This is a genomic window from Paenibacillus sp. SZ31 (genome assembly GCF_012912005.1).
Taxonomy (GTDB): Bacteria; Bacillota; Bacilli; order Paenibacillales; family Paenibacillaceae; genus Paenibacillus.
This window is the reverse complement of sequence record NZ_JABBEA010000009.1, coordinates 220,124-240,664: the sequence shown is the minus strand read 5'-3', so window position 1 is coordinate 240,664 and position 20,541 is coordinate 220,124. Positions and strand designations below refer to the sequence as shown.

Below are 20,541 nucleotides of genomic sequence, written 5' to 3'. Positions count from 1 at the left end.
AAAGTATTGAAAAGAGCGATAAGCTCATTTTGAATCTGACGAGATTAAAAATCTCATTTGTGCTCCAGTCGATTCAAACCAAGGCTTGTCTCAAACTTTCGCGTTCATTCTGCAAGCAGAATGTTTACTCACTCGTTGTTCAGTTTTCAAAGATCAAACACGATTTGTTTTACTCTTCTTTCGTCTCAACCAAGTTTCGGCGGCGACTTAAATAATGTAACACATTTCGTTTGTTTTCGTCAAGAACTTTTTTTGTTTTCTTTTTTTGAAGCTTTAGTTCTCCACTTTTCCTCTGAAGAATTTATCGTTTGTTGGCGATAAGCTCGTTTGAGGAACGAAATATAATGTATCATATATCACGAATGAGAGTCAACATTTTTTTATAAATTATTAAACAAACAAAAAAGGAAGGTTTCCCCTCCCTTATGTGATCCATATAATGCCAAGCTATTGGAGAAGATTATGCCTCAATCCAATACCGAATTTCTCGGCCCTCTCCTCCGATCGATGGCCATCCTGCAGATTCTTTTACAATAGAACGAAAGACCAGCTTGCGTATAACCAAAGGCAGATCTTCTCGAACAAATCTTAACTGCGGATGATGAACAAGTTCATTCATGCTCCACGGCTCCTTGCGACTTCTTAACACACGCAGCAGCAGTTCTGAACATTCACTCATTTTGGACATTACGGAAAACTCACAGGCAAGCAGGACAAGCTCTACTCGCTGCTCCAGCGTCTCGGAGCTTACGGTAAGCTCCTGATACAGTTTCCACAAAGCACGATCCAGATTCTGTACATGAGTCCAGACGGCATGATCCGGGTATATCCCCTGTTCAATCAATACAATTCTTGCCCAGTTTCCCAGAGCCTCTAATACATTGTAGTAGGCGTCTACAACATGCCCTTCCTGGATATGACGCTTGGCCTCCACATACATTCTCAAGAAACTGGTGAATTCATGAAGCAGCTTCTGTTCACGCAATTCTGTCCCAAAGGACGACAGTTCTTCTCGTAAATCACTTAAGGTGCTGTCCGCTTCCCAGATAATCTCACCTTCAATCAGACACTGGGTGAGATTATTATGATTCCCGGTAACGACACTACTCTGTAACTCATGACGGCTCGCATAGATCATTTGATAACGAAGATCACCATATCTGTAATGTCCTACCGTCGACTTCAATTGGTCATCATTATGAACAACAAGTACTAATAATTCAAAATCTTGAACTAGGGAGCCGTGGAATCGCTCTCCCGGGTGGGAATAAGCGATAGCCCCAACTGCCCCCGTCTCTTCCGACTGTTCGGACAAAAAAGCAAGGTTCTTTAATTCCACGATTCCCTCCATACATTTCATGGCAGATAAGCGCCAAGTCAGTTATAATGTAATTCTACATCCAGACTGAAGTTTCCTTCTTTTCCAGGTCCGATACTACTCATACGATAGGAGCATTTTTCATGATTTTTAAATCAGCAAAAATTAATGCTTTTCGCACTTGGGGATTACTGCTGACCATGCTAGGTATGGGCCTAATGATACTGGGAACAGCCGGGATTGTATTCTGGGGACATGCAGGCAAGGTATTCGCAGCTGTAGGACTTGTCATCGGACTGATTGCCATGATGGCCAGCCTCGCCATCTATTTCTGGGCTGGCATGCTCTCTACCAGCGCTGTACAAGTCGACTGCCCGGAATGCGGGAAGTTAACCAAAATGCTGGGCAAGACGGATCGTTGTATGTTCTGTCATACCATCCTCACCCTTGACCCTAATAAGGCCAATACGACCAGTCAACAAGTGAAAGCGCCTTCTACAACAGTCCCCCCCACCGAAGGGTAGTACGAATTGATCTCCAACCGCTAGATGTCTTTCACCTTAATTTCATTGAAGAACAAAAAAAGGCCCGGTATGTCTACCGGACCTTTTTTGACTTTGGTTTATAAATGTCACCCTTGTTACTGTTATAACTAGCTAAGATATGAAGTTAAGTTATAAGTCCTACGGCCAATAAAACTTAGATTGCACGTATGATGGTATCAAACGGGAACATCTTTTGAATCTACGAAGTAAAACAAGGAAAGCGTTGATTCAATACCGGAGCCAAAGGATTTTATTTCTGGTAACCAGCCTGCTTCAATATCTCCCACGCAGAAGCATTGGCAAAACTGCGATTCCACGCCGCTACTCCGCCCAGCTTCAACGAAGCAATCAAATCCACACGCGCCTGAAGGGACACGGCATCTTCGATCCATATTTTCTTGGTAGCTCCGTCTTCTTCATATTCCACGTAGTTCTGTCCACTTGCCTGATCCAGTTCGGGCTTGAGTTTCTTTTCTTGAATCAGATCTACAATGGTATTCATGCCTACCGCTTTGGAAGACACCTTAACCTCCCCTTGATCGTTCGTCTCTTCCGTCCAGATCCGGGTATAGAGTGGAACCGCCATGATCAACTTGTTAGAAGGTACTTCATCCTCCTCAAGTATGCGTCTCATGGAAGCCTCAGTCCATGGAAGGGACGCTACCGAACCCGCCTTGGGACTAGCCGCCCAATGTTCATCATAGGCCATCACAATAACATAGTCTGCAAAAGAACCTAATGAACGGCGATCCAGAAAGGCAGACCACATCTCACTGTTGGATTTTGGTGTTACATCGATTGATAACATCAATCCATGTATGCGTGCCATCGCCTTGATCTCACGCACAAATTGCGTAATATTCGGCCCGTCATCTGTATACACGTTCTCAAAGTCGATGTTGATACCGTCCAACTGATACGTCTGTGCATACTCTAACATCTGCTCGATAATATGAGTTCGTGTCTCATAAGAAGCTACGGCTTCTTTGGTAATGTCCGGGTCAAAGCTGTTATCCATAAGTCCCCATACTTCCATACCGGAACGGTGGGCCCAGTTCACATAAGCTTGGTTTCCCTTGCTTTTCACAGTGCCTTGTCCATCCGTAATATGAAACCATGTGGGGCTAACCACATTCACACCAGGCATTTTACCGATAGAGTCCACATCAGGCTGACGATTATACACGGCTTCCCAAACCAGGTTTACCGGTTTATTCTGCCACTTCTTCTCTGCTGCAGTCAGCGTATACTTGGGCATGTCCACCTTCTTTTTCTCGGTGAGCCCAATATAATCATTACCTACGTATCCGGCATATCCATTATCGAGTTGAACAAAACTCTGTTCTTCCCCCGTCTGCCATACACGTACTCGGGCATTCTTTTCCATATCGGCAATGATTGGTGAGGATTCTCCCCCACGTTTATACAACGGCACCGTTTTGTCCGCTTTGGATGACAACGTATCAATCTCTGCATATTGTATCGTGTCTCCTCCGCGCATCAGCAGCACAGCACCTGTTACCGAATCTTCCTGTATAGCTATGCCGTATACTTCCTTCAAAGGTTTGAGCGGAATGTATGCTTCTCCATCCTTAACCTCTGGCTTAACCGTCATAGGATAATCTTTATGATTCAGTTCTGCTTGTGTGCTACCCTCTTTCATATGAAGAACTCGCTGAGGGGAGGCAATAATGATATCTCCCGACTCTGGTTCATAACGTATGCCCTCATCAATCGCCTCTTGCAGCACCTTCACAGGTAACTTGAGTTGATCTCCTGTACCCGAAGCCTCTCCGTCCATCAGTTGCCCATCCACAAAAATAGGCTGGTTTCTCCCTACCCAATCGGGGTCTTCATGAGTCTGATTCAACCATACATTCGTTATAAGCCAGTAAGCACCCCCAGCGATCAGACAAACCCCGAGAAAACCGGGCCAAAATGAACGTCGCTTCTGACCTGTATATCTGCTTTTTCTACCCAAAAACGTCTACCTCCGTTAATTATGCTGAATCTTAAGGATGTGCGCATAAGTTGTTATAGAAATGAGCATTTTGCATAAATGCTAAAAAAAAAGCGCGAAGAATCCATACTGAATTCTACACGCTAATATTGTAATTCAACTCTCTTAATCCCTGCAACTTTTACAAACGCCATATACTTCCAATCGGTGACCGTGTACTTCAAAACCCGTACTAGATTCCGCTTGAAGCTCTACACTTTTGAGTGAAGGATAGCTGAAGTCTTCAATCTTGCCGCATTGATCACAGATAACATGATAATGATCCGTCACATTGGCATCGAAGCGGCTTGAATTATCTCCGTATGTCAATTCCCGGACCATGCCAGCTTCCAGAAACATCTTCAAATTGTTATATACCGTCGCCACGCTCATACTGGGAAATTGGGGTTCAAGGGCTCGGTAAATTTCATCGGCTGTCGGATGCCCCATGGATTCCATCAGATAGTTCAATATGGCATGACGCTGGGGTGTAATACGGACACCAGTCGTTTTCAGATGCTCCAACGCATGTTGGACACGTGTTGCCATAAAACCCACCGCCTTACCTTTCATTCATTCTCTGTTGAAGAGTATATTGCTGGCTCCTTGTACAGAGTTGATTCCCGGCCATTAACAACGACAACACATCTTTCGTGTCGTGTAATCTTGCCAGTGTACATTTATTGTACGGCGATTACAAGTTTATTGTCAACGCGGCGGTCAAGGAACCTCTGTAGAATCCTCCTGGGAATTTGCTTCGTCTTCGGTTGTCTGTTCCAGATTCTCAGCTTCATCTTCAGACTCCGGTGTAACTATTTCAGGCGTAGACACGGCCGGGTTGCTCTGAATGGTGAGATCACTGTTGCCTTCAATTTTCACCCTGTACTCGCCCTCACCGAGCTGGCCTTCTATCGTTTTATTCTGTACTTTGAAAGGCAAATCCGTAATTAAATCTCCATAACTGCTGGAACCAGCAAGACTGTAGTCGCCCCGATCAGGCAGTAGCACGTTAATGGCACCTACAGCACTGTACACATCCCAGTCACCTCCGACTTTGGCAGATACGATGTTAATACTGCCATTGAGCGATTGAGCCTTGATTCCCAGGTTGGCACCATCCAGCGTAATATTGCCGTTACGTGTCTCTGCCGTGAATTCGCCAACAGAGTCTGCAATACTGATACTCCCCACTTGTGTGGTCAGTTCGACATCACCGGAAACGCCGCGGGCTTTCATGTCTCCACGGTTACTATCAAGGTCTACATTACCAATGGCATTAGCTACGATGACATCTCCGTTTAACGTTTTGCCTGAAATATCTCCAACGGCATTGGTAATCCGGATCCGTCCGTTACCCGTTTCGGCAAATATGGTACTAATGGCTTCCGGACGGTTTAACAATATGGCCCCATTGGAAGTTCGAATATCCAGATTAAAGCGACGATCATCCGGAATCGTTATGGTGATATTCATCCGTGGCTGCGTTTTTTCATTTTCTCCATACGTCTTGCCTGTAGCTTTGATATGAATTACTTTCGTACCATCGGTCTCCACAAAAGAAGCATCCGCTACGGCCTTCGCCTGTACTTCCGTCGTCTGATCTACCCAGATAACTGTTCGTACTTCAATCTCCTCCGTGTCTCCCCGTTGCACCGAGATATCCCCGTTCACACCTTCGACCACAAGATCTGACGTATCCATACCAACAGGTACACGAATCGTGCCCTTATCCTCCATATATCCTGCAGCTTGACTGTAGTCCATGGAAGCCGCTCCGAGATTTAGACTCACTCTATTCCATAAGTGCATGTAGTGATCCTGTTCCGTAACGATAAATACAGAAGCCGCCAAAATCAATGAGGCCAGAATACCTTTGGCATCGGGTCTGAAACGTACTTTTATGGGGTCATCAGGATTACTTGGATTATTCGATTGCACCTTTTTTCTTCTGCGTGTCCACAGGAACAGCACAATATATTCCACGCCTAAAACAACGAGCAAAAATGGCCACCAGTCCACCATCTCATATACATAGTCAGTTCCCCACCGTTTATCCAAAATCAACAGCACACCGACCGCTATGATTAAGGCGGCAGCCGTATAGCGGCCAACCCGGACTTTACGGTTCATCACGTTCCCCCCTTGTATCGTTTCAACTACATTTTTTTCTTGTTCAACATAACCCAGAACTCACGCCCGAACAGAAGCAATCCTCCTACGATCATAAGAATCGCAAAGGAATACCCGCCATACATGGCGAGGATCTCTTGGAACCAGCGTGGTTTACGGAAGAACAACACCATCAAAGACCCTCCCACAATCAGAAGTAATCCGAACGATATGCCTCTCTCCCAGACCATCATTGCATCTCGTGTAGAACGTTCATTGGATATCGGCTTGTCCGAAGTTGCCTGGGTTACTGCTCTACGTCTACGCATCATGACCCAATCCGCAGATTGTAGCACATCATATACATTGTAAAAGTAAATAACCGGAATACATAAAGCCAGCAAGATGAGCAATGGCACATTGATCTGTATACCAATGGATGAGAAGTACAACACTGCTGACAGATCAAGCAAAACAAGCAGCATAAAGGTCAAACCTCTCATGTATAATCTCAGATAAATATGGCCCAAGCCTGGAATAATGGCACTCAATAACCCTGCAATAAATTTATGAGTCCGATTCCTGACAGGTTTGGTCTGAACTGTACTGGTTTTTTTGTTCGATTGACGTCTCCGTTTCATAACATACTCCTCTCTTCTGAACTGACCTTCCGCTCTTCATGCATTTGGTTAGATAGTACCCTAAAGAGCAAGGAGAGTAACTGGAAGAAATATGGATATGACCAAAAACCCTCCGGCACTGCTGGCCTGGGGAGGGTTCTATTTCATTTATTCGATCGACACTTTGGTCACGTGTTCCCACTGTCTTAACTTGGATACCAGGCCTACTGTTTTGAAATCATGAGGTACCTGCACATGCAGCACAATCTCAATTTTGCGTTCAACCGATATCATCTCTGCATAAGCCAGGTCCTGTTCATTCACCGTAATTTTACGAATTTTGATCTTCTCCTGCTCCATACATGAAGACAATTGTTCCAGAAAACCGGGTTCTGACAAGGTATGAAGTGTAACGACATGCAGTTTGTTCCCTCGTAGATACCTTAACTCTAATTTGTTAAATACCCAGAGGTTAAGCAATACCAGAACGGTGGATACGATAGAGGCAAAAAAGAATCCCGCACCTGCTGCGAGCCCAATGGCTGCAACAACCCAGATTGAAGCTGCTGTAGTCAGTCCGGTAATGGATTTTCCCGTAAAGAGAATTGTCCCTGCTCCCAGGAATCCGACACCAGTAATTACAGCAGTAGCCAGACGCGCTGGATCGATCCTTACGTTTAATTCATTAGCAAAATCTTTAAAGCCATAAACAGACAACATCATAATCAGTGCAGAACCAAGACATACCAGAATATGGGTACGCAAACCGGCGGCATGATTGGACCGTTCCCGCTCTAATCCTACGAGCCCTCCAAGCAGCATGGCCAGTAATAATCGTAATAAAATGTGCCACTCATCAATGAACCAGGGATCGCCCAAAGTCGGTATTCCTCCTCGAAGTTGTTAATATGATTAAAGTTTATTCTTGTGAAAAGTCGTTAATTCCACTCCAGGTGCAATCTGTGTGACTTCCACGGGCTTAAAACCGAATTGGGTATACAGATTCACAGCGGGTTGATTCAGCGTTCCTGTGGAGACGATATAGCGTGGAAGATCCGCATGCTGTTCCAACACATACGTCATCAAAGATGCAGCAATTCCCTTGCGAAAGTGATCCGGGTGCACCATCATTCGTGTAATGGTCAGTGTGTTCTCCTCTTCCTCTGCTACAGCGACAGCCCCGATAAGCTCCCCGTCATCATGGATACAACCATAAAAGCTCTCTCCACAATCCCGAAGTGTCTCCATCGTATCCATCAAAGGAGGAATTTCCTGAAATCCGATGATCTCGGCTTCTAATCGATAGGCAACATGTTGTAGTCTCCATAACTGCCCCAACATCTCCAGATCACTCAGTGACAATGGTTGAATGTTCAAATCCGTTCCCCCGTCCGAAATACATTTGTGTCCATAATAACAAAAAGAGGCTGTCACAGGGACGAGCCTCTTTCTGTCCGGCCTAACCGGAAGGATTAGCGGTTCAGTACATCTGCAAGCAGTTGGTTGGCCAGGGCGGGATTCGCCTTGCCTTTGCTTTCTTTCATAACCTGACCAACGAGGAAGCCAATAGCTTTCTGTTTACCGGCTTTATAGTCTTCCACCGATTGAGGATTATTCGCCACAACCTGCTCAACAATGGCAAGAATGGCACCTTCATCACTAATCTGCACAAGACCCTTCTCTTCAACGATCTGCTGTGGAAGCTTGCCGCTCTCCAGCATTTCCTTGAATACCGTTTTGGCGATTTTGCTGTTGATTGTGCCCTTCTCAAGCAAGCCAATCATCTCACCCAAGCCTTGACCTGTCAGTGGAACTTGAGTCACTTCAAGGTTGCTCGTATTCAGGTACCCCAGCAAGTCGCCCATGATCCAGTTGGATACGGACTTCGCATCCTGAGTGTATTTCAGACTATCTTCAAAAAGATCTGCCACAGCTTTGGAGGAGGTAATAACCTCTGCATCATAGCTAGGCAATCCATAATCAGCCGTGTAACGTGCCTTGCGCTCGTCTGGAAGCTCAGGTATGGTAGCTCTGATCCGCTCTTTCCAGGCTTCGTCAATATGCAAATTCACCAGATCCGGGTCCGGGAAATAACGATAGTCATGCGCTTGTTCCTTGCCACGCATCGACAGTGTTTTCCCTTGAGCTTCGTCCCAGCGACGCGTCTCCTGAACCACTTCACCGCCATCATCCAGAATTTCAGCCTGACGATATTGTTCATATTCCAGACCACGCTGGACACCACGGAAGGAGTTCATGTTCTTCAGCTCGGCTCTTGTTCCCAGCTTCTCCTGCCCATGTGGACGCAAACTGATGTTGGCGTCACAACGCAGTGATCCTTCTTCCATCTTCACATCCGACACATCACAGTACTGCATGATCGCACGCATTTTTTCAAGATACGCACGCGCCTCTTCCGGAGAAGAAATCTCAGGTTCGGATACAATCTCAACGAGTGGCGTACCGACACGGTTAAAGTCCACCAAAGAAGCGTATCCGCCATCGATATGCGTGAGCTTCCCTGCATCTTCCTCCAAGTGAAGACGCGTGATGCCGATTCGTTTCGTTTCACCATTCACTTCGATATCAATCCAGCCGTTCTCACCAATCGGTTGATCGAATTGCGAGATCTGGTAGGCCTTTGGTGAATCGGGGTAAAAGTAGTTTTTACGGTCAAACTTGCTGACATCAGCGATCGTACAATTCAGGGCCATCGCTGCCTTCATTGCGTAGTCTACCGCCTGACGATTCAGTACAGGCAGTACGCCTGGATGTCCGAGACAGACTGGGCAGGTATGCGTGTTCGGCGGAGCTCCAAAAGCTGTGGAGCAGCCACAGAAAATTTTGGAGTTCGTATGCAACTCCACGTGGACTTCAAGTCCAACGACCGTTTCATATTTAGATGCGGACATTTCTATATTCCTCCGTTCCGGGCAGTCTACAGCTGCGGACGCTGCTTATGGAATTCTGTATTTTGTTCAAACGCATGCGCTACACGCAATACGGTTGTTTCATCAAAGGCTTTACCGATAATCTGCAGGCCAACAGGCAATCCATCCGAGAATCCACATGGAATGCTAACAGCAGGTACACCAGCCAGGTTAACGGGAATCGTCAAAATATCGTTCAGATACATCGTAAGTGGATCATCCACCTGTGAACCCAGTTTGAACGCTGTAGTTGGCGCAGTTGGTCCGATAATCACATCATATTTGGCAAATACATTGTCGAAATCCTGTTTGATCAATGTACGCACTTTCTGTGCTTTCAGATAATAGGCATCATAGTAACCCGAGCTGAGTGCATACGTTCCGAGCATGATACGTCGTTTCACTTCGGGACCAAAGCCTTGGCTGCGAGACTGATGATACAGATCCAGCAAGTTATCCGGATTGTCAGCACGCACGCCATAACGCACGCCATCAAATCTAGCCAAGTTGGAAGAAGCCTCTGAAGATGCAAGCAGGTAATACGTAGCCACTGCATATTCGGTATGCGGAAGGGATACTTCTTCCCATGTTGCCCCGAGTCCTTCGAGAACTTTCAATGCAGACAGAACTGTCTCTTTCACTTGTGGATCGACGCCTTCACCGATGTATTCCTTCGGAACGGCAATGCGAAGCCCTTTGACATCACCTGTCAGTCCGCTCAAATAATCCGGAATCTCTACTTTTGCAGATGTCGAATCTTTGGCGTCATAACCAGCAATAGCTTGCAATACATAAGCAGAATCTTCAACATTTTTCGTCAAAGGACCAATCTGATCCAGGGATGATGCAAATGCAACCAATCCAAAGCGGGAAACAAGTCCGTACGTCGGCTTCAATCCAACAACACCGCAATACGAAGCAGGCTGTCTGATGGAGCCACCTGTATCTGATCCAAGCGTGAAGTATGCTTCTCCCGCAGCTACAGCTGCTGCCGAACCACCGCTGGAACCTCCTGGAACACGATCAAGTGCCCATGGATTACGCACAGGGGAGAAACTTGAATTCTCATTGGAGCCGCCCATGGCGAATTCGTCCATGTTGAGTTTACCAATAGTTACGGTGTCGGCAGCTTTCAATTTCTCGACAACTGTCGCATCATACACCGGGTCGAAATTACGAAGAAACTGGCTACCACACGTTGTGCGCAGTCCGTTTGTAACGATGTTATCCTTAATACCTACAGGCAGGCCGAAAAGCAAACCTTTCTCCTCGCCGCTCACCAGACGATCATCCAGTTGACGTGCACGAGCGCGTGCTTGTTCTTCATCCAGTGCCAAATACGCCTTAACTTTATCGTCATGCGCACCAATGTTCTGATACGCCTGATCCACCAGATCGCTGACCGACAGCTCTTTGGCATGCAGCTTGTTATGTAACTCAGGCAACGATTGTTCAAATAAACTCACAGTTTTTGTCCTCCTTCCGGATATCCGTTATTCCATTACAGCAGGCACTTTAAACTGCCCGTCTTCTTCTTCCGGTGCATTGCGCATCACCTGTTCAATCGACAGGCTTTCTTTGGTCTCATCATCACGCATGACATTGCTTACGTGCAGAACGTGAGTGGTGGGCTCGATGTCTTCTGTATCCAGCTCATTCAGCTTTTCTGCATATTTTAAAATCGCGTTCAGCTGACCTGTCAGGGTCTGTTCTTCTTCAGCAGTCAAGTTGAGCCGGGCCAGCTTGGCCACATGCTGAACGTCATTATTCGAAATACTCATTAGCGGATGCCTCCTTCATTCGTTCTGATTCCCGAAACGACCTGAAACGAATCGCTCGTTTAACGGGCTAAAGTCTCAAGATAACTTTTTTCATTATAGGTGAGATAGTTCGACAATTCAATGCAAATGACCCGACTGACTTCTGGGAAGCTAAAAACGATCTTATAAAATAAAAAAGAGCCGGCATCAGCCGACTCTTAAAATTCTAAATCCATGCACGCAGATTAACCTGCTTTATAAAATCCGCCTGTGACATAACATCGTTCGCGGTTTCCTCTTCCTCTTCCACAGCTTGAAAATCTCCGTTCATCAGATGATGAAACAGCTTCTCATTGTGTGTCGCAAGGGCGTAATCTATCAACGCTTCTCGCTCGACCCGCTCAGCTTCCTGCTTCAGCAGAACCTCTTCCAGATCGACGTCGCCGGATGGAACAAAAAAGTTCCGGTTCACCTGCGGCACTCGAAGCACGTAATCGAACGCATTGTCCGGATTCCGGTCATAAGCGATGATGAAACCATATTCCCCCACAGGAAGATTCTGCTCAAACGCATCCGCGACGATGACAACCTTCTCTCCTAATCGCAGCATCGTCTAACCTCCTGGTAGTCTATCTTAATATTTATTTGTATAGTCTACTAGAAAAGAATAACGATGTCTAGGAATACTAGAATTAAACAACATATTTGTGCAAAATCTTTTTTTCCATATTTAAAATGATGCTATTTCTGCTTTCGTGCACCTGGTTTGCGCTGTGATCGAATCACGACAAAACAGTATATAATGAGCGGCGTGGGAAATCCTGTGATTCCCCATAATCCCCATAACCAAGGAAAACGTCCACGTTTACCTGCGTCCTGAAAGATCCATATGCCCTGAACCATCGTCTCCCGATACTGCTCTGCGTACCTCTTCGAGTTCAGCTGCCTTTATCATGATCATCATCTGCTTCCCGTTTAATCTGGAGTTAATACGACAGGCTCTGCAGAAACGTTCAATGGAATCAAAAAAAAAAAATTAAACCCGACAATTTCTCGGGCAATCAGACTTGATTCCGGTAATCTTGCAGCTTGTCGAACCACGGTTGGTTGCGGGCTCCGTTTCTTAAAACACGGCTTGTCCACATATTCTGCTGTGACTTCATCACTTCATTGGTCACGCCAGGGTTATGTATTAAAGCTCGCTCAGTACCCGTTTCTCTTTTCCCACTTTCCAATATGCGACGGTTTTCTTCAATCGGATACTCGACACGCTGATTCAACGGAATAACTCTTGTTTTCTCCACTTTGATATTCCCCGCTCTCATGATCTACTATTTCTTAAATTCTTTTTTCTAAATCAATCTGTACTTGCTGCTAACTTGCTATTGGTCTCAAACTGTCTTGTGATGAAGCACATCTTGCATCTCTATGTAGGGTAAAACAGGCTGATTCTGTGATGAAAAAGGGGCTGAAAACAAAAAAAGAACGCAAACCGGGTATAGACCACAGTCTGCGTGCTTCGCGAGGTTGGGTGTTTCTTGGTAATGCTTCAGTTAGATGATGCCTTAACGCTTGTAACAACTAATTGCTATTCTAATGAAAAAGTTGTCACTTGTCCAGACTTTCTTCACATATCATGTCGGATTATCTTGCGGACACGTAAGGATTGTTCTGTTTCTCATAACCAATGGTCGTTTTGGGACCATGACCTGGATATACTTTCACTTCATCAGCAAAGGTGTAAAGCTTGTTCTGGATTGAATCAATCAGATCCCGTTCACGCCCTCCTGTCAGGTCCGTTCTGCCCACACCCATGCGGAACAGCACATCACCGGCAAACAGATCGTTATCACAAAGCAAACTTACACTGCCTGGTGAATGTCCAGGTGTATGGAACACTTTAAACGTATGTCCAATCAGATTCAGCTTCTGCCCTTCGTCCATGGCATATTCAGCAGGATCTGTCGAAAGCGGTGGTGTCGCCTGCGGCCAATTCAAAGATCCATTTAATTTCGGGGTTGTCAGCCAGTCACTCTCCAAATCATGAAGATAAACGGGACATCCCTTCAATTTACGGATCTCATCTACCCCACCCATATGATCAAAGTGAGCATGAGTCAGGAGAATGGCTTCGATCTCCAAGTCTTGAATCGCCTTAAGTAGCGGCCCTGGATTCATGCCCGGATCAATAATGACAGCTTTACCCGGGTCATCTCCTTGTAGAAGATACGCATTGGTCTGAAGCGGGCCTAGTGTAAACGTGCGAATGTTAAGCATATCGGCTTAGTAACCCGAAATCAGTTCACGCAACTCACGGATAATGGTTGCATGTGACTCCGTTCCTTCCCCATAACGTTTACCTATCTCTTGACGCGCTACAGCCAAATTTTCTTGATAATCGGCTGCTTCACGATCCGGGTTAAGGCGTTTGAATTCAACCATAACTTCCTGCACATGCTGTGGACGAGGTCCCCACTGACCCAACACATGGCCACCTGTATCTGCGAAAATAACGACTGGCACGGAACGGCCACCCATCGTCAGGAATTCATCCATCACTTCCGGATGGTTCTCCATAATCAGAACTTCTGTTGGAATTCCTGAGATTTCAAGTGCCTGGAACACAACCGGAATATTACGGACAACATCCCCGCACCAGTCAGCAGCCAGAATTAACACACGCAGATCATCGCGATGGTTCAGGCTCTCAAAGAACTCACGATCCTCTTCGTTCGACCAAGTAAAGCTATCATAGTTGGCCTGGAATTCACTTTGGTTCTTGGTCATACTTTCGATAAAATCTTTCGGTGGCAGACCTTTACCGAATTTGTGAGACAAGTTGGGTTTACCCATGACTAGACACTTCCTTTCTTTTTACGAGCATTCATCCATTTAATAAGTACATAAACGATCATAAGGGCGAGAGCGACCAGCAAAATAGGCATAACATAGGGTGCCGCTTTCTCATCAATATGCTTCCATTGATCTCCAAGAATCATCCCTAAATATATAAACAATGCAGTCCAAGGTATAACAGCTAGTGTAGTAAGCAAGATGAATTTGCCTGCGTGCATTTTCGTGATGCCAGCCGGGATGGAGATTGCATGTCTTACCACTGGAACAAAACGCGCCGTGAAAATGACACCTGTACCATACTTACGGAACCACTCTTCGGAATGGTCGATGTGTTTTTTCTGGATGAGTATGTATTTACCATAGCGTTCAAGCACAGGTCTGCCGCCATAACGGCCAATCCAGTAAATAAATAATTGGGCAATCACACCGCCGATTGTTCCGAAAATCATAGCACCGAAGAAGTTGATATTACCTTGTGAAACGAGAAAACCTCCATACGCCAGCACAATTTCGCTCGGGATGACTTCCATCATTAATCCAAGCATGATTCCAAAGTAACCAAGACTTTGAATCCAATCGAACAATTGGCCGACAAGGTTATGAATAAAGTCCATCTCAACCCTCTTTCTCCATCCTGATTGGCGGTGCCCCTCCGCACCATGGATGTTCGTCCCTATTTTATCACAGGGCTGTGGACGTTGCTACTTCACAAGGCTGGGATAGTGTCCCGTTCGCAGCGGTTCGCATATGGTATGGGGAGAGGAGAGTGAAAAGATGTCACACAAGTCAATACCCGGTTCTCCACCGGTCAAACATACGCAATCTGGTCAAAACCTTCCTTCCGCCAGGGGGATTCGCAGAGCATGCAGCAAGGAACTGTATCGAACAGCCAAACGGCTGAAAGTGTATGTCTCCCCCGAACGGATGAAGCAGGCGGAAGAATGTTATTACGGTAAGGTGATTACGAATCTGCTCTGGATCGGAGAGAATCGCGACAACCGCAAAAAATTATGTGAGTGGTGGAACACGGATGTCAGTGCAGAGATCGCTGCGCTATGGGAAGTGGATGTTGAGCCATTAAAAGATGCGTTTCAGCATGCATTTGGCGGGTATCGTCTGTAAATATGCCACAACGAAAAGCTTGGCTCTGGGTGGAATTCGGGGTTGTCCTCTGGCTTGCGGTTGGAGCAGAGCCTGGAGCCGACCACCACGGGGAGTATGAGCATAAACAGCATGTAGATTCTCATACTCATTCTCAAGCCCACGAGTGGTAACGAATCTGAGGCTTCTTATTCAAGGATTTGAAACACTCTTAGAAATCTAAGGAATCTGAGACACGTTATATCGGAATTTTTGGTTTTTTATAGGGTCTTTGTTAGGGAGTTTCGGGAAATAACGTGTCTGATGGACCTTACAATTTAAAAGGAGGAGCTAGAGGCGATATAAGACGTCCTGTGTTCCTCAAAAAATCGTATACCCATCCGCCTGAAGCAGCCTGCTTGGACTCCCAGACTTTTTAGACGCTGACACCCATTATTATATCGCCTGGGTAAGCGTCAAGATCCAGCAGTGATTCAAGGGCTCCGCTTGGTCAACTCTGGAGTAAACAGAAGAGAAGAAACATAAGCGGAAGCAAGCCTGCGTAGGTTCTCTCCATAATCTAGAGCATGTTCTTCCAGTACAAAACGACGATCATTGCGAACGTTGCCTGCTTCCACCTCCTCAGCCAGCAGCCGATAACGTTCATACATCTGTACACCAGCGGCGGCAGTCTGTTGAGCTCGATCTGTGAATCCTGCCTCCCATTCCCGCCGCGCTGCCTGCTCCATCCAATACAAAGCCGCAGATTGGCCGATGCTATCATACCGATTCAATGCGATCGCTTGTGCAAAATATTTTCCAGCCTGCTGTCCCTCGCCGAATTGGGCCACCAATCGTCCCAGTTCGATGTAAATCTGAGGGTGCACTGGGGAATAGGACAGGCCGTTCAGAAGGATTGATTCTGCTTCTCGTCCCGGGAGGGTTCGCGCAAGGGAAATCAGTATATCCGGTCGATTCGGGTTCGATTGAAAGGCAGCCATAAGATGTACCTTCTGTGTTGAAGTGCCTTCCGGTTCAGACATCGCCTGGCGGTATTGCACTTCTGCTACAACGTATCGGGAGGTCAGCCACACTGTTCCACCAAGCCAGAAAAGAATGATCATCACTGTCGATACCCTGATTACCCGAACAGTTACTCGCTGAAGAATATGAAAGAAGGAACGCATCGGGAAAGATGATGGACGGGATTGCGCTGGTACGTATGGGAAGAAACGAGCTTTGGATCTGGATTTGGATCTGGAGGAGGTGTATTGAGCAATTCCCCCGGATCGTTTGACTCCCTCTGCTTCCGTCTTCAATGCGTCTGCCCATGCCCCGAGCCAGATGAAGAGCATCCAGAATAGTGTGAAGCTCCAGTCAAAGTCCATTGCCCCATGCAGGCCAAAAATAAGCATGGAGGGCGTGAGCTGCGGTGCAAAATGAAAGATGCTTCGCAGGGTGATGAGAAACCACCCTGCGACAAGCAGGATGCCGATCATGCCCGTGTCCAGGGCGAGATCGAGCAAGCCGTTGTGAACCTCGCCTCCGACATAAGGCGAGGATTGAATGGCGCGGAACATGTTGCGCCATGTATCCCCCCCGTGGCCAAGCCATGCAGCCTCGGTCCACAACTGTAGGGCGTCCCGCCACATCTGTAGGCGGGACACCCCCGTGCCGACACCAGCTGCGAGGCGATCGGCGGTGGAGGCAACGGCCATGAGTGCGGCGGCGGCTCCCGCCAGCACGGTGGCCGTCAGGGCAGCGGCGCGGGCCTTGACGGCGTCGCTGTGCCACAGGCGGCACAGCAGCAGCGTGCCGAGCAGCGCAGCTGCCCATGCCCCGGCCAGTGCCAGCAGGCCGGGCACGGGTGCAGGCGCCAGCTGTGCAGCAGCCAGCTGGCGGTACAGCCAGGCCGCGCACGCTAGTGGCGCGGCCGTGGCCAGAAGCAGCGGCAGGCGGGCACCGCGCCGCTGCAAAGCGAAGGCGGTGACCGCGGCACAGCCGGTCGCCAGCCAAGCGCCGCGCGACTCGCTCAGCAGGAGCGCGGCTTGCGCGGGCATAAGCGGCAGCATTGCCGCGATGAGTCGCCCGGCCGACACTGGCCGGGCTATAACTCGCGCGGCGGCTATCAGCCGCTCCACTGCGTACATGCCGACAACGGCACCGTACGCATTAGGGTACTGCAATAATCCGCCGAGCCTTGCTCCGGCGGAGCTGATCTCGGGGTCAGCAGTCCGCATCACCCCGAAGGGCAGCGGCAATATCCCGCACACGGCGAAGATGCCGCTTAGCACAAGCAAGCCGCCTGCCATCTGCCAACCGCAGGCTAACCAACGCGCACCATTCGTGCGCGCAGCCAGTATTGCGGTGAGCAGAGTAAACATCGCAAGCAGGCTCCACCGCAGCATCTCATCCATGCTGCCCTGTTTACTCACCGAGCCTGCCCACGCATGTACCCCAAAACATGTCATCATCCCCAGCGGCCACAACACCCGCAATATTCCTGGGATTCGAATCATTCGCCCAACCATTCGTTCATTGTTCCCTAGCCAATGTACCGTTGACAGGGGTACTTGTTTTCTCGTTTGCCCTTTCTCTTTCTCTGGATGAAAAACTGCAAGAAATAGCACAACCATGATCAAGGTGCTTCCTGCTGCGATCAGAATGACAGGGTACAGATCGGCTGAATAGTACAGTCCACGACTCAGACACCCTGCGAGTAGCAAGACAATTACGACTATGCCCAACCCAACAGTCCACCCCGAACCTAAGTTACGTTCACACCTCAAAATCCGAGAAAAACGACCTGACCTCTCAGTTTGGATAGCTCCATTTAAACGATATGTATCATCTTTGTTGTATGTATCTTTCCTATGATATGTACTGTCTCTACTTCCCCCACTTTCCCCATTATACAAGTCTCTGTTATCTACATATTCTGTACCATCTGCATGATAGGACCTGTCAAACGCCCGATCCACCATTTTCTCGTTCGCCACATCCCCTCGTCTATGCCTTACAACTTCCTTATCCATTATTGTCCTCTTCATCATCCGCTTCCACCCTCCTTCCACCGCTCCACATGCATAACAAAAAGACAGAAGATCCCGATAACGGGTCCTTCTGCCTGATATACATCTGACAGTTATAATGTTGATTGCTACGAAGTATGTGCATTGAATATCATTTTACATTCAAGGACCCTAATTGCAGTATGTCCCTGTATTGCTATTGGCACACTTAGCAAAGGTCGCAATTTGCGGAATCCTGAACGGTTTCTTTGCTCGATTTTGATTTCCCGCTGGCCTGCTTGCCATCGCCAGGAAGCAAATCTGCACAAGCCCGTTCCAAATAGGGATCGGCATGAATGAAATCACGGAAAGCCGTATATTCATTCCACATCTCCGTCACTTCGCCAGCCTGACCGCGAACAGCACGAATCAATATGTTTTTAGGCGTATTCTCCATATCGATGAATTCAAGTAATTGTGTCTTGTATCCCATCAGATCAAGCAACTTGGCACGAATCCCATCCGTAGCCAGTGCGGAAAAACGTTCCTTGAGGATGCCATGGGACAACAATGGATTCATCACGGAAGCTTCTACTTGGTCAAACAGTTCATGCTGACAGCAAGGAACAGACAAAATAACAGAAGCCCCCCAACGAACCGCCTTCTCCAAAGCAGCATCGGTAGCTGTATCACAGGCATGCAGCGTGACAACCATATCCACTTCGTTCAATTCATCGTAGTCCGCGATGTCTCCAACCAGAAACTTCAGATCGCCATAATGCAATCGATTAGCCAGATCATTACAGTGTTCAATTACATCTGCCTTTAAGTCCAACCCAATAATCTTGAGTGAACGGCGTTGTTGTACAGACAGATAATGATATAACGCAAAGGTAAGATAAGACTTGCCACAACCAAAATCAACGATGGTCAGTGGACGTCCCTCAGGCAGATGCGGAATAACATCCTGCACCATTTCGAGGAAACGGTTAATCTGTCTGAACTTATCATACTTACGGGCGAGCACACGACCTTCTTCGTTCATGATACCAAGTTCAACGAGGAACGATACAGGTACGCCTTCTTCCAATACATATTGCTTCTTGCGATTATGCGACAGATCCACCGCAGTCTTGGAAGCAGATTTGGTCAGAATGGATACTTTATATTTTTTGCTGATCAAAATTTGATAGTCTGCCTCGGTCGTACAGAGCAGGCCTTGACGAAACGTCTCTTCGCACAGCAAAGTCATGCGCTCAGCCGCTTCAGCCGGAGTCAAATTCTCGTGCAGCACTTTGTTGTTATAATGAAATGCAAATTGATAATGCAGCTGATTCTTCAGTGTCACCGGCTTGACTTGCACTTTGGTATACGAGACATTGTCCCGTCTGCGCAGCTGGCTCCAGGTCGCTGTAATCAGCGAATTCTGTTCAAAGATGTCTTGTATAAGCTTTCGCAATGAATCCACGGGGTACATCTCACTTTCGGTTTGGTTTGGTCAACCGTTACCATACCACAATTCCGTTCCCTCTCCAAGTAAAGGCAGGTAACAAGCCTTCATCCAATCCATATTTTATGAGTTCATCTCTTGACGATTTAGTTCAGCTAGTCCCTCTTCAACTTCGTTCCGTGGCAGACCGCCCTGCTCCAGTTGTTCGTCCGTGAGTTGGCTCAACCTTTCATAGAACGCCTGTACATCATCTCGGTAGCTCACCGGGAATTCACCATCAAGCTGTAGCAGCCTGTACCAACTATTCTCTGCCTGGTCGTAACGCCCTTGTTGTTCACGATACAGGGCAAGCTGTCTTTCGGTTCGAGCAGGAAGTTCATATTCTTTCGTAAGCCCCAGCACACCCTCCACCCGTTCCGGTGCGTCCAATAACTTGGGATTAGCGCCATGATTCAATGCATACAGGTAAAAATGAAGTGATCTCATCAATCGAATGAGGGCCTCATCCTCTGCGTCCATTCTCTCCTGATCGTCGATGCCTTCCACTCTGGCCTTTTCTTGATAAATATATGCCTCTTCTTCAATTAGCCTGGCGGCTTGCTGTAGATTGTCCACTTCAATCATTCCGCGAAAACGGAACATTTCAATAACATCCTCCGCTGGCAATGAGTTCAGTAGAGATAGGTTCAATCCAAACTGCCTGCGCATCAGCTCATCCAGTTCGGACAATGCCTCGGTGTGCTTACGCTGCTGTTTGAGCGTGAACACTTTGCCAATTGCTTCTGTCATTTCCTCCATCATGCGGAGCAGATAATCTTTTCTGAACATGCTGTATGCCCCCTCATCATTCGACCCTGTACATC

20 protein-coding genes are annotated in these 20,541 nt (G+C 47.3%); 2 read left to right on the top strand and 18 right to left on the bottom strand.

Annotated elements, in window-relative coordinates; genetic code table 11:
- Window positions 1–460: 460 nt before the first annotated feature.
- Window positions 461–1,339 (bottom strand): nucleotidyltransferase-like protein, encoded by an 879-nt coding sequence (locus HF638_RS18490; protein WP_348982119.1) that lies wholly within the window; start codon window positions 1,337–1,339, stop codon window positions 461–463.
- A 122-nt stretch (window positions 1,340–1,461) separates the two neighbouring features.
- On the opposite strand from HF638_RS18490, the gene HF638_RS18485 reads away from it, so the two are divergent.
- A complete protein-coding gene (locus tag HF638_RS18485) occupies window positions 1,462–1,842 on the top strand; it encodes a DUF2614 family zinc ribbon-containing protein (protein WP_169481499.1) in 381 nt (126 codons plus the stop codon).
- A 271-nt stretch (window positions 1,843–2,113) separates the two neighbouring features.
- Here HF638_RS18485 and HF638_RS18480 read toward each other — a convergent pair whose 3' ends face one another.
- The 14 genes from HF638_RS18480 to uptA form a co-directional block, all read right to left on the bottom strand.
- Window positions 2,114–3,844 (bottom strand): glycosyl hydrolase family 18 protein, encoded by a 1,731-nt coding sequence (locus tag HF638_RS18480; RefSeq protein ID WP_169481498.1) that lies wholly within the window; start codon window positions 3,842–3,844, stop codon window positions 2,114–2,116.
- 144 nt (window positions 3,845–3,988) lie between these two features.
- Window positions 3,989–4,411 carry a peroxide-responsive transcriptional repressor PerR gene (gene perR / locus HF638_RS18475; RefSeq protein ID WP_026081471.1) on the bottom strand — a complete coding sequence of 141 codons (423 nt, stop codon included), beginning with the start codon at window positions 4,409–4,411 and terminating at the stop codon, window positions 3,989–3,991.
- Between the two features lie 171 nt (window positions 4,412–4,582).
- Window positions 4,583–5,992, bottom strand: coding sequence for a DUF4097 family beta strand repeat-containing protein (locus tag HF638_RS18470; RefSeq protein WP_169481497.1), 1,410 nt, complete (start codon window positions 5,990–5,992; stop codon window positions 4,583–4,585).
- A gap of 26 nt (window positions 5,993–6,018) precedes the next feature.
- Entirely contained in the window at window positions 6,019–6,612 is a 594-nt protein-coding gene (locus HF638_RS18465; protein ID WP_169481496.1) for a hypothetical protein, read from the bottom strand.
- Window positions 6,613–6,759: 147 nt separating this feature from the next.
- Window positions 6,760–7,470, bottom strand: coding sequence for an MgtC/SapB family protein (locus tag HF638_RS18460; RefSeq protein ID WP_076333552.1), 711 nt, complete (start codon window positions 7,468–7,470; stop codon window positions 6,760–6,762).
- Between the two features lie 33 nt (window positions 7,471–7,503).
- A complete protein-coding gene (locus HF638_RS18455) occupies window positions 7,504–7,932 on the bottom strand; it encodes a GNAT family N-acetyltransferase (protein ID WP_169481513.1) in 429 nt (142 codons plus the stop codon).
- A 131-nt stretch (window positions 7,933–8,063) separates the two neighbouring features.
- Window positions 8,064–9,503, bottom strand: a complete 1,440-nt coding sequence (gene gatB / locus HF638_RS18450; protein WP_036667996.1) for an Asp-tRNA(Asn)/Glu-tRNA(Gln) amidotransferase subunit GatB — start codon at window positions 9,501–9,503, stop codon at window positions 8,064–8,066.
- Window positions 9,504–9,529: 26 nt separating this feature from the next.
- Window positions 9,530–10,987 carry an Asp-tRNA(Asn)/Glu-tRNA(Gln) amidotransferase subunit GatA gene (gene gatA / locus HF638_RS18445; protein WP_036667997.1) on the bottom strand — a complete coding sequence of 486 codons (1,458 nt, stop codon included), beginning with the start codon at window positions 10,985–10,987 and terminating at the stop codon, window positions 9,530–9,532.
- Window positions 10,988–11,014: 27 nt separating this feature from the next.
- Complete coding sequence (gene gatC, locus HF638_RS18440) at window positions 11,015–11,302, bottom strand: Asp-tRNA(Asn)/Glu-tRNA(Gln) amidotransferase subunit GatC (protein ID WP_076333553.1); 288 nt, start codon at window positions 11,300–11,302, stop codon at window positions 11,015–11,017.
- Window positions 11,303–11,507: 205 nt separating this feature from the next.
- Window positions 11,508–11,891 (bottom strand): hypothetical protein, encoded by a 384-nt coding sequence (locus HF638_RS18435; protein WP_024631336.1) that lies wholly within the window; start codon window positions 11,889–11,891, stop codon window positions 11,508–11,510.
- A 451-nt stretch (window positions 11,892–12,342) separates the two neighbouring features.
- Window positions 12,343–12,585: a hypothetical protein gene (locus tag HF638_RS18430; RefSeq protein WP_169481495.1), complete on the bottom strand. Its 243-nt coding sequence runs from the start codon at window positions 12,583–12,585 to the stop codon at window positions 12,343–12,345.
- A gap of 340 nt (window positions 12,586–12,925) precedes the next feature.
- Window positions 12,926–13,558, bottom strand: coding sequence for an MBL fold metallo-hydrolase (locus HF638_RS18425; protein WP_036607016.1), 633 nt, complete (start codon window positions 13,556–13,558; stop codon window positions 12,926–12,928).
- A 6-nt stretch (window positions 13,559–13,564) separates the two neighbouring features.
- Window positions 13,565–14,134, bottom strand: a complete 570-nt coding sequence (locus HF638_RS18420; RefSeq protein ID WP_169481494.1) for a thioredoxin family protein — start codon at window positions 14,132–14,134, stop codon at window positions 13,565–13,567.
- Between the two features lie 2 nt (window positions 14,135–14,136).
- The gene (gene uptA / locus HF638_RS18415) at window positions 14,137–14,751 is read right to left on the bottom strand and encodes an undecaprenyl phosphate transporter UptA (protein WP_145152307.1); all 615 of its coding nucleotides are present in this window, start codon (window positions 14,749–14,751) and stop codon (window positions 14,137–14,139) included.
- Window positions 14,752–14,911: 160 nt separating this feature from the next.
- Here uptA and HF638_RS18410 point away from each other — a divergent pair, with 160 nt between their 5' ends.
- Window positions 14,912–15,259 carry a dehydrogenase gene (locus HF638_RS18410; RefSeq protein WP_169481493.1) on the top strand — a complete coding sequence of 116 codons (348 nt, stop codon included), beginning with the start codon at window positions 14,912–14,914 and terminating at the stop codon, window positions 15,257–15,259.
- A 452-nt stretch (window positions 15,260–15,711) separates the two neighbouring features.
- Here the strand turns inward: HF638_RS18410 and HF638_RS28635 are convergent, their stop codons facing one another.
- The 3 genes from HF638_RS28635 to HF638_RS18395 form a co-directional block, all read right to left on the bottom strand.
- Window positions 15,712–17,277: an O-antigen ligase family protein gene (locus tag HF638_RS28635; RefSeq protein WP_248278201.1), complete on the bottom strand. Its 1,566-nt coding sequence runs from the start codon at window positions 17,275–17,277 to the stop codon at window positions 15,712–15,714.
- Window positions 17,278–18,457: 1,180 nt separating this feature from the next.
- Window positions 18,458–19,705 (bottom strand): class I SAM-dependent methyltransferase, encoded by a 1,248-nt coding sequence (locus HF638_RS18400; RefSeq protein WP_169481491.1) that lies wholly within the window; start codon window positions 19,703–19,705, stop codon window positions 18,458–18,460.
- A gap of 96 nt (window positions 19,706–19,801) precedes the next feature.
- Window positions 19,802–20,506, bottom strand: a complete 705-nt coding sequence (locus tag HF638_RS18395; protein ID WP_169481490.1) for a DUF6483 family protein — start codon at window positions 20,504–20,506, stop codon at window positions 19,802–19,804.
- Window positions 20,507–20,541: the final 35 nt, after the last annotated feature.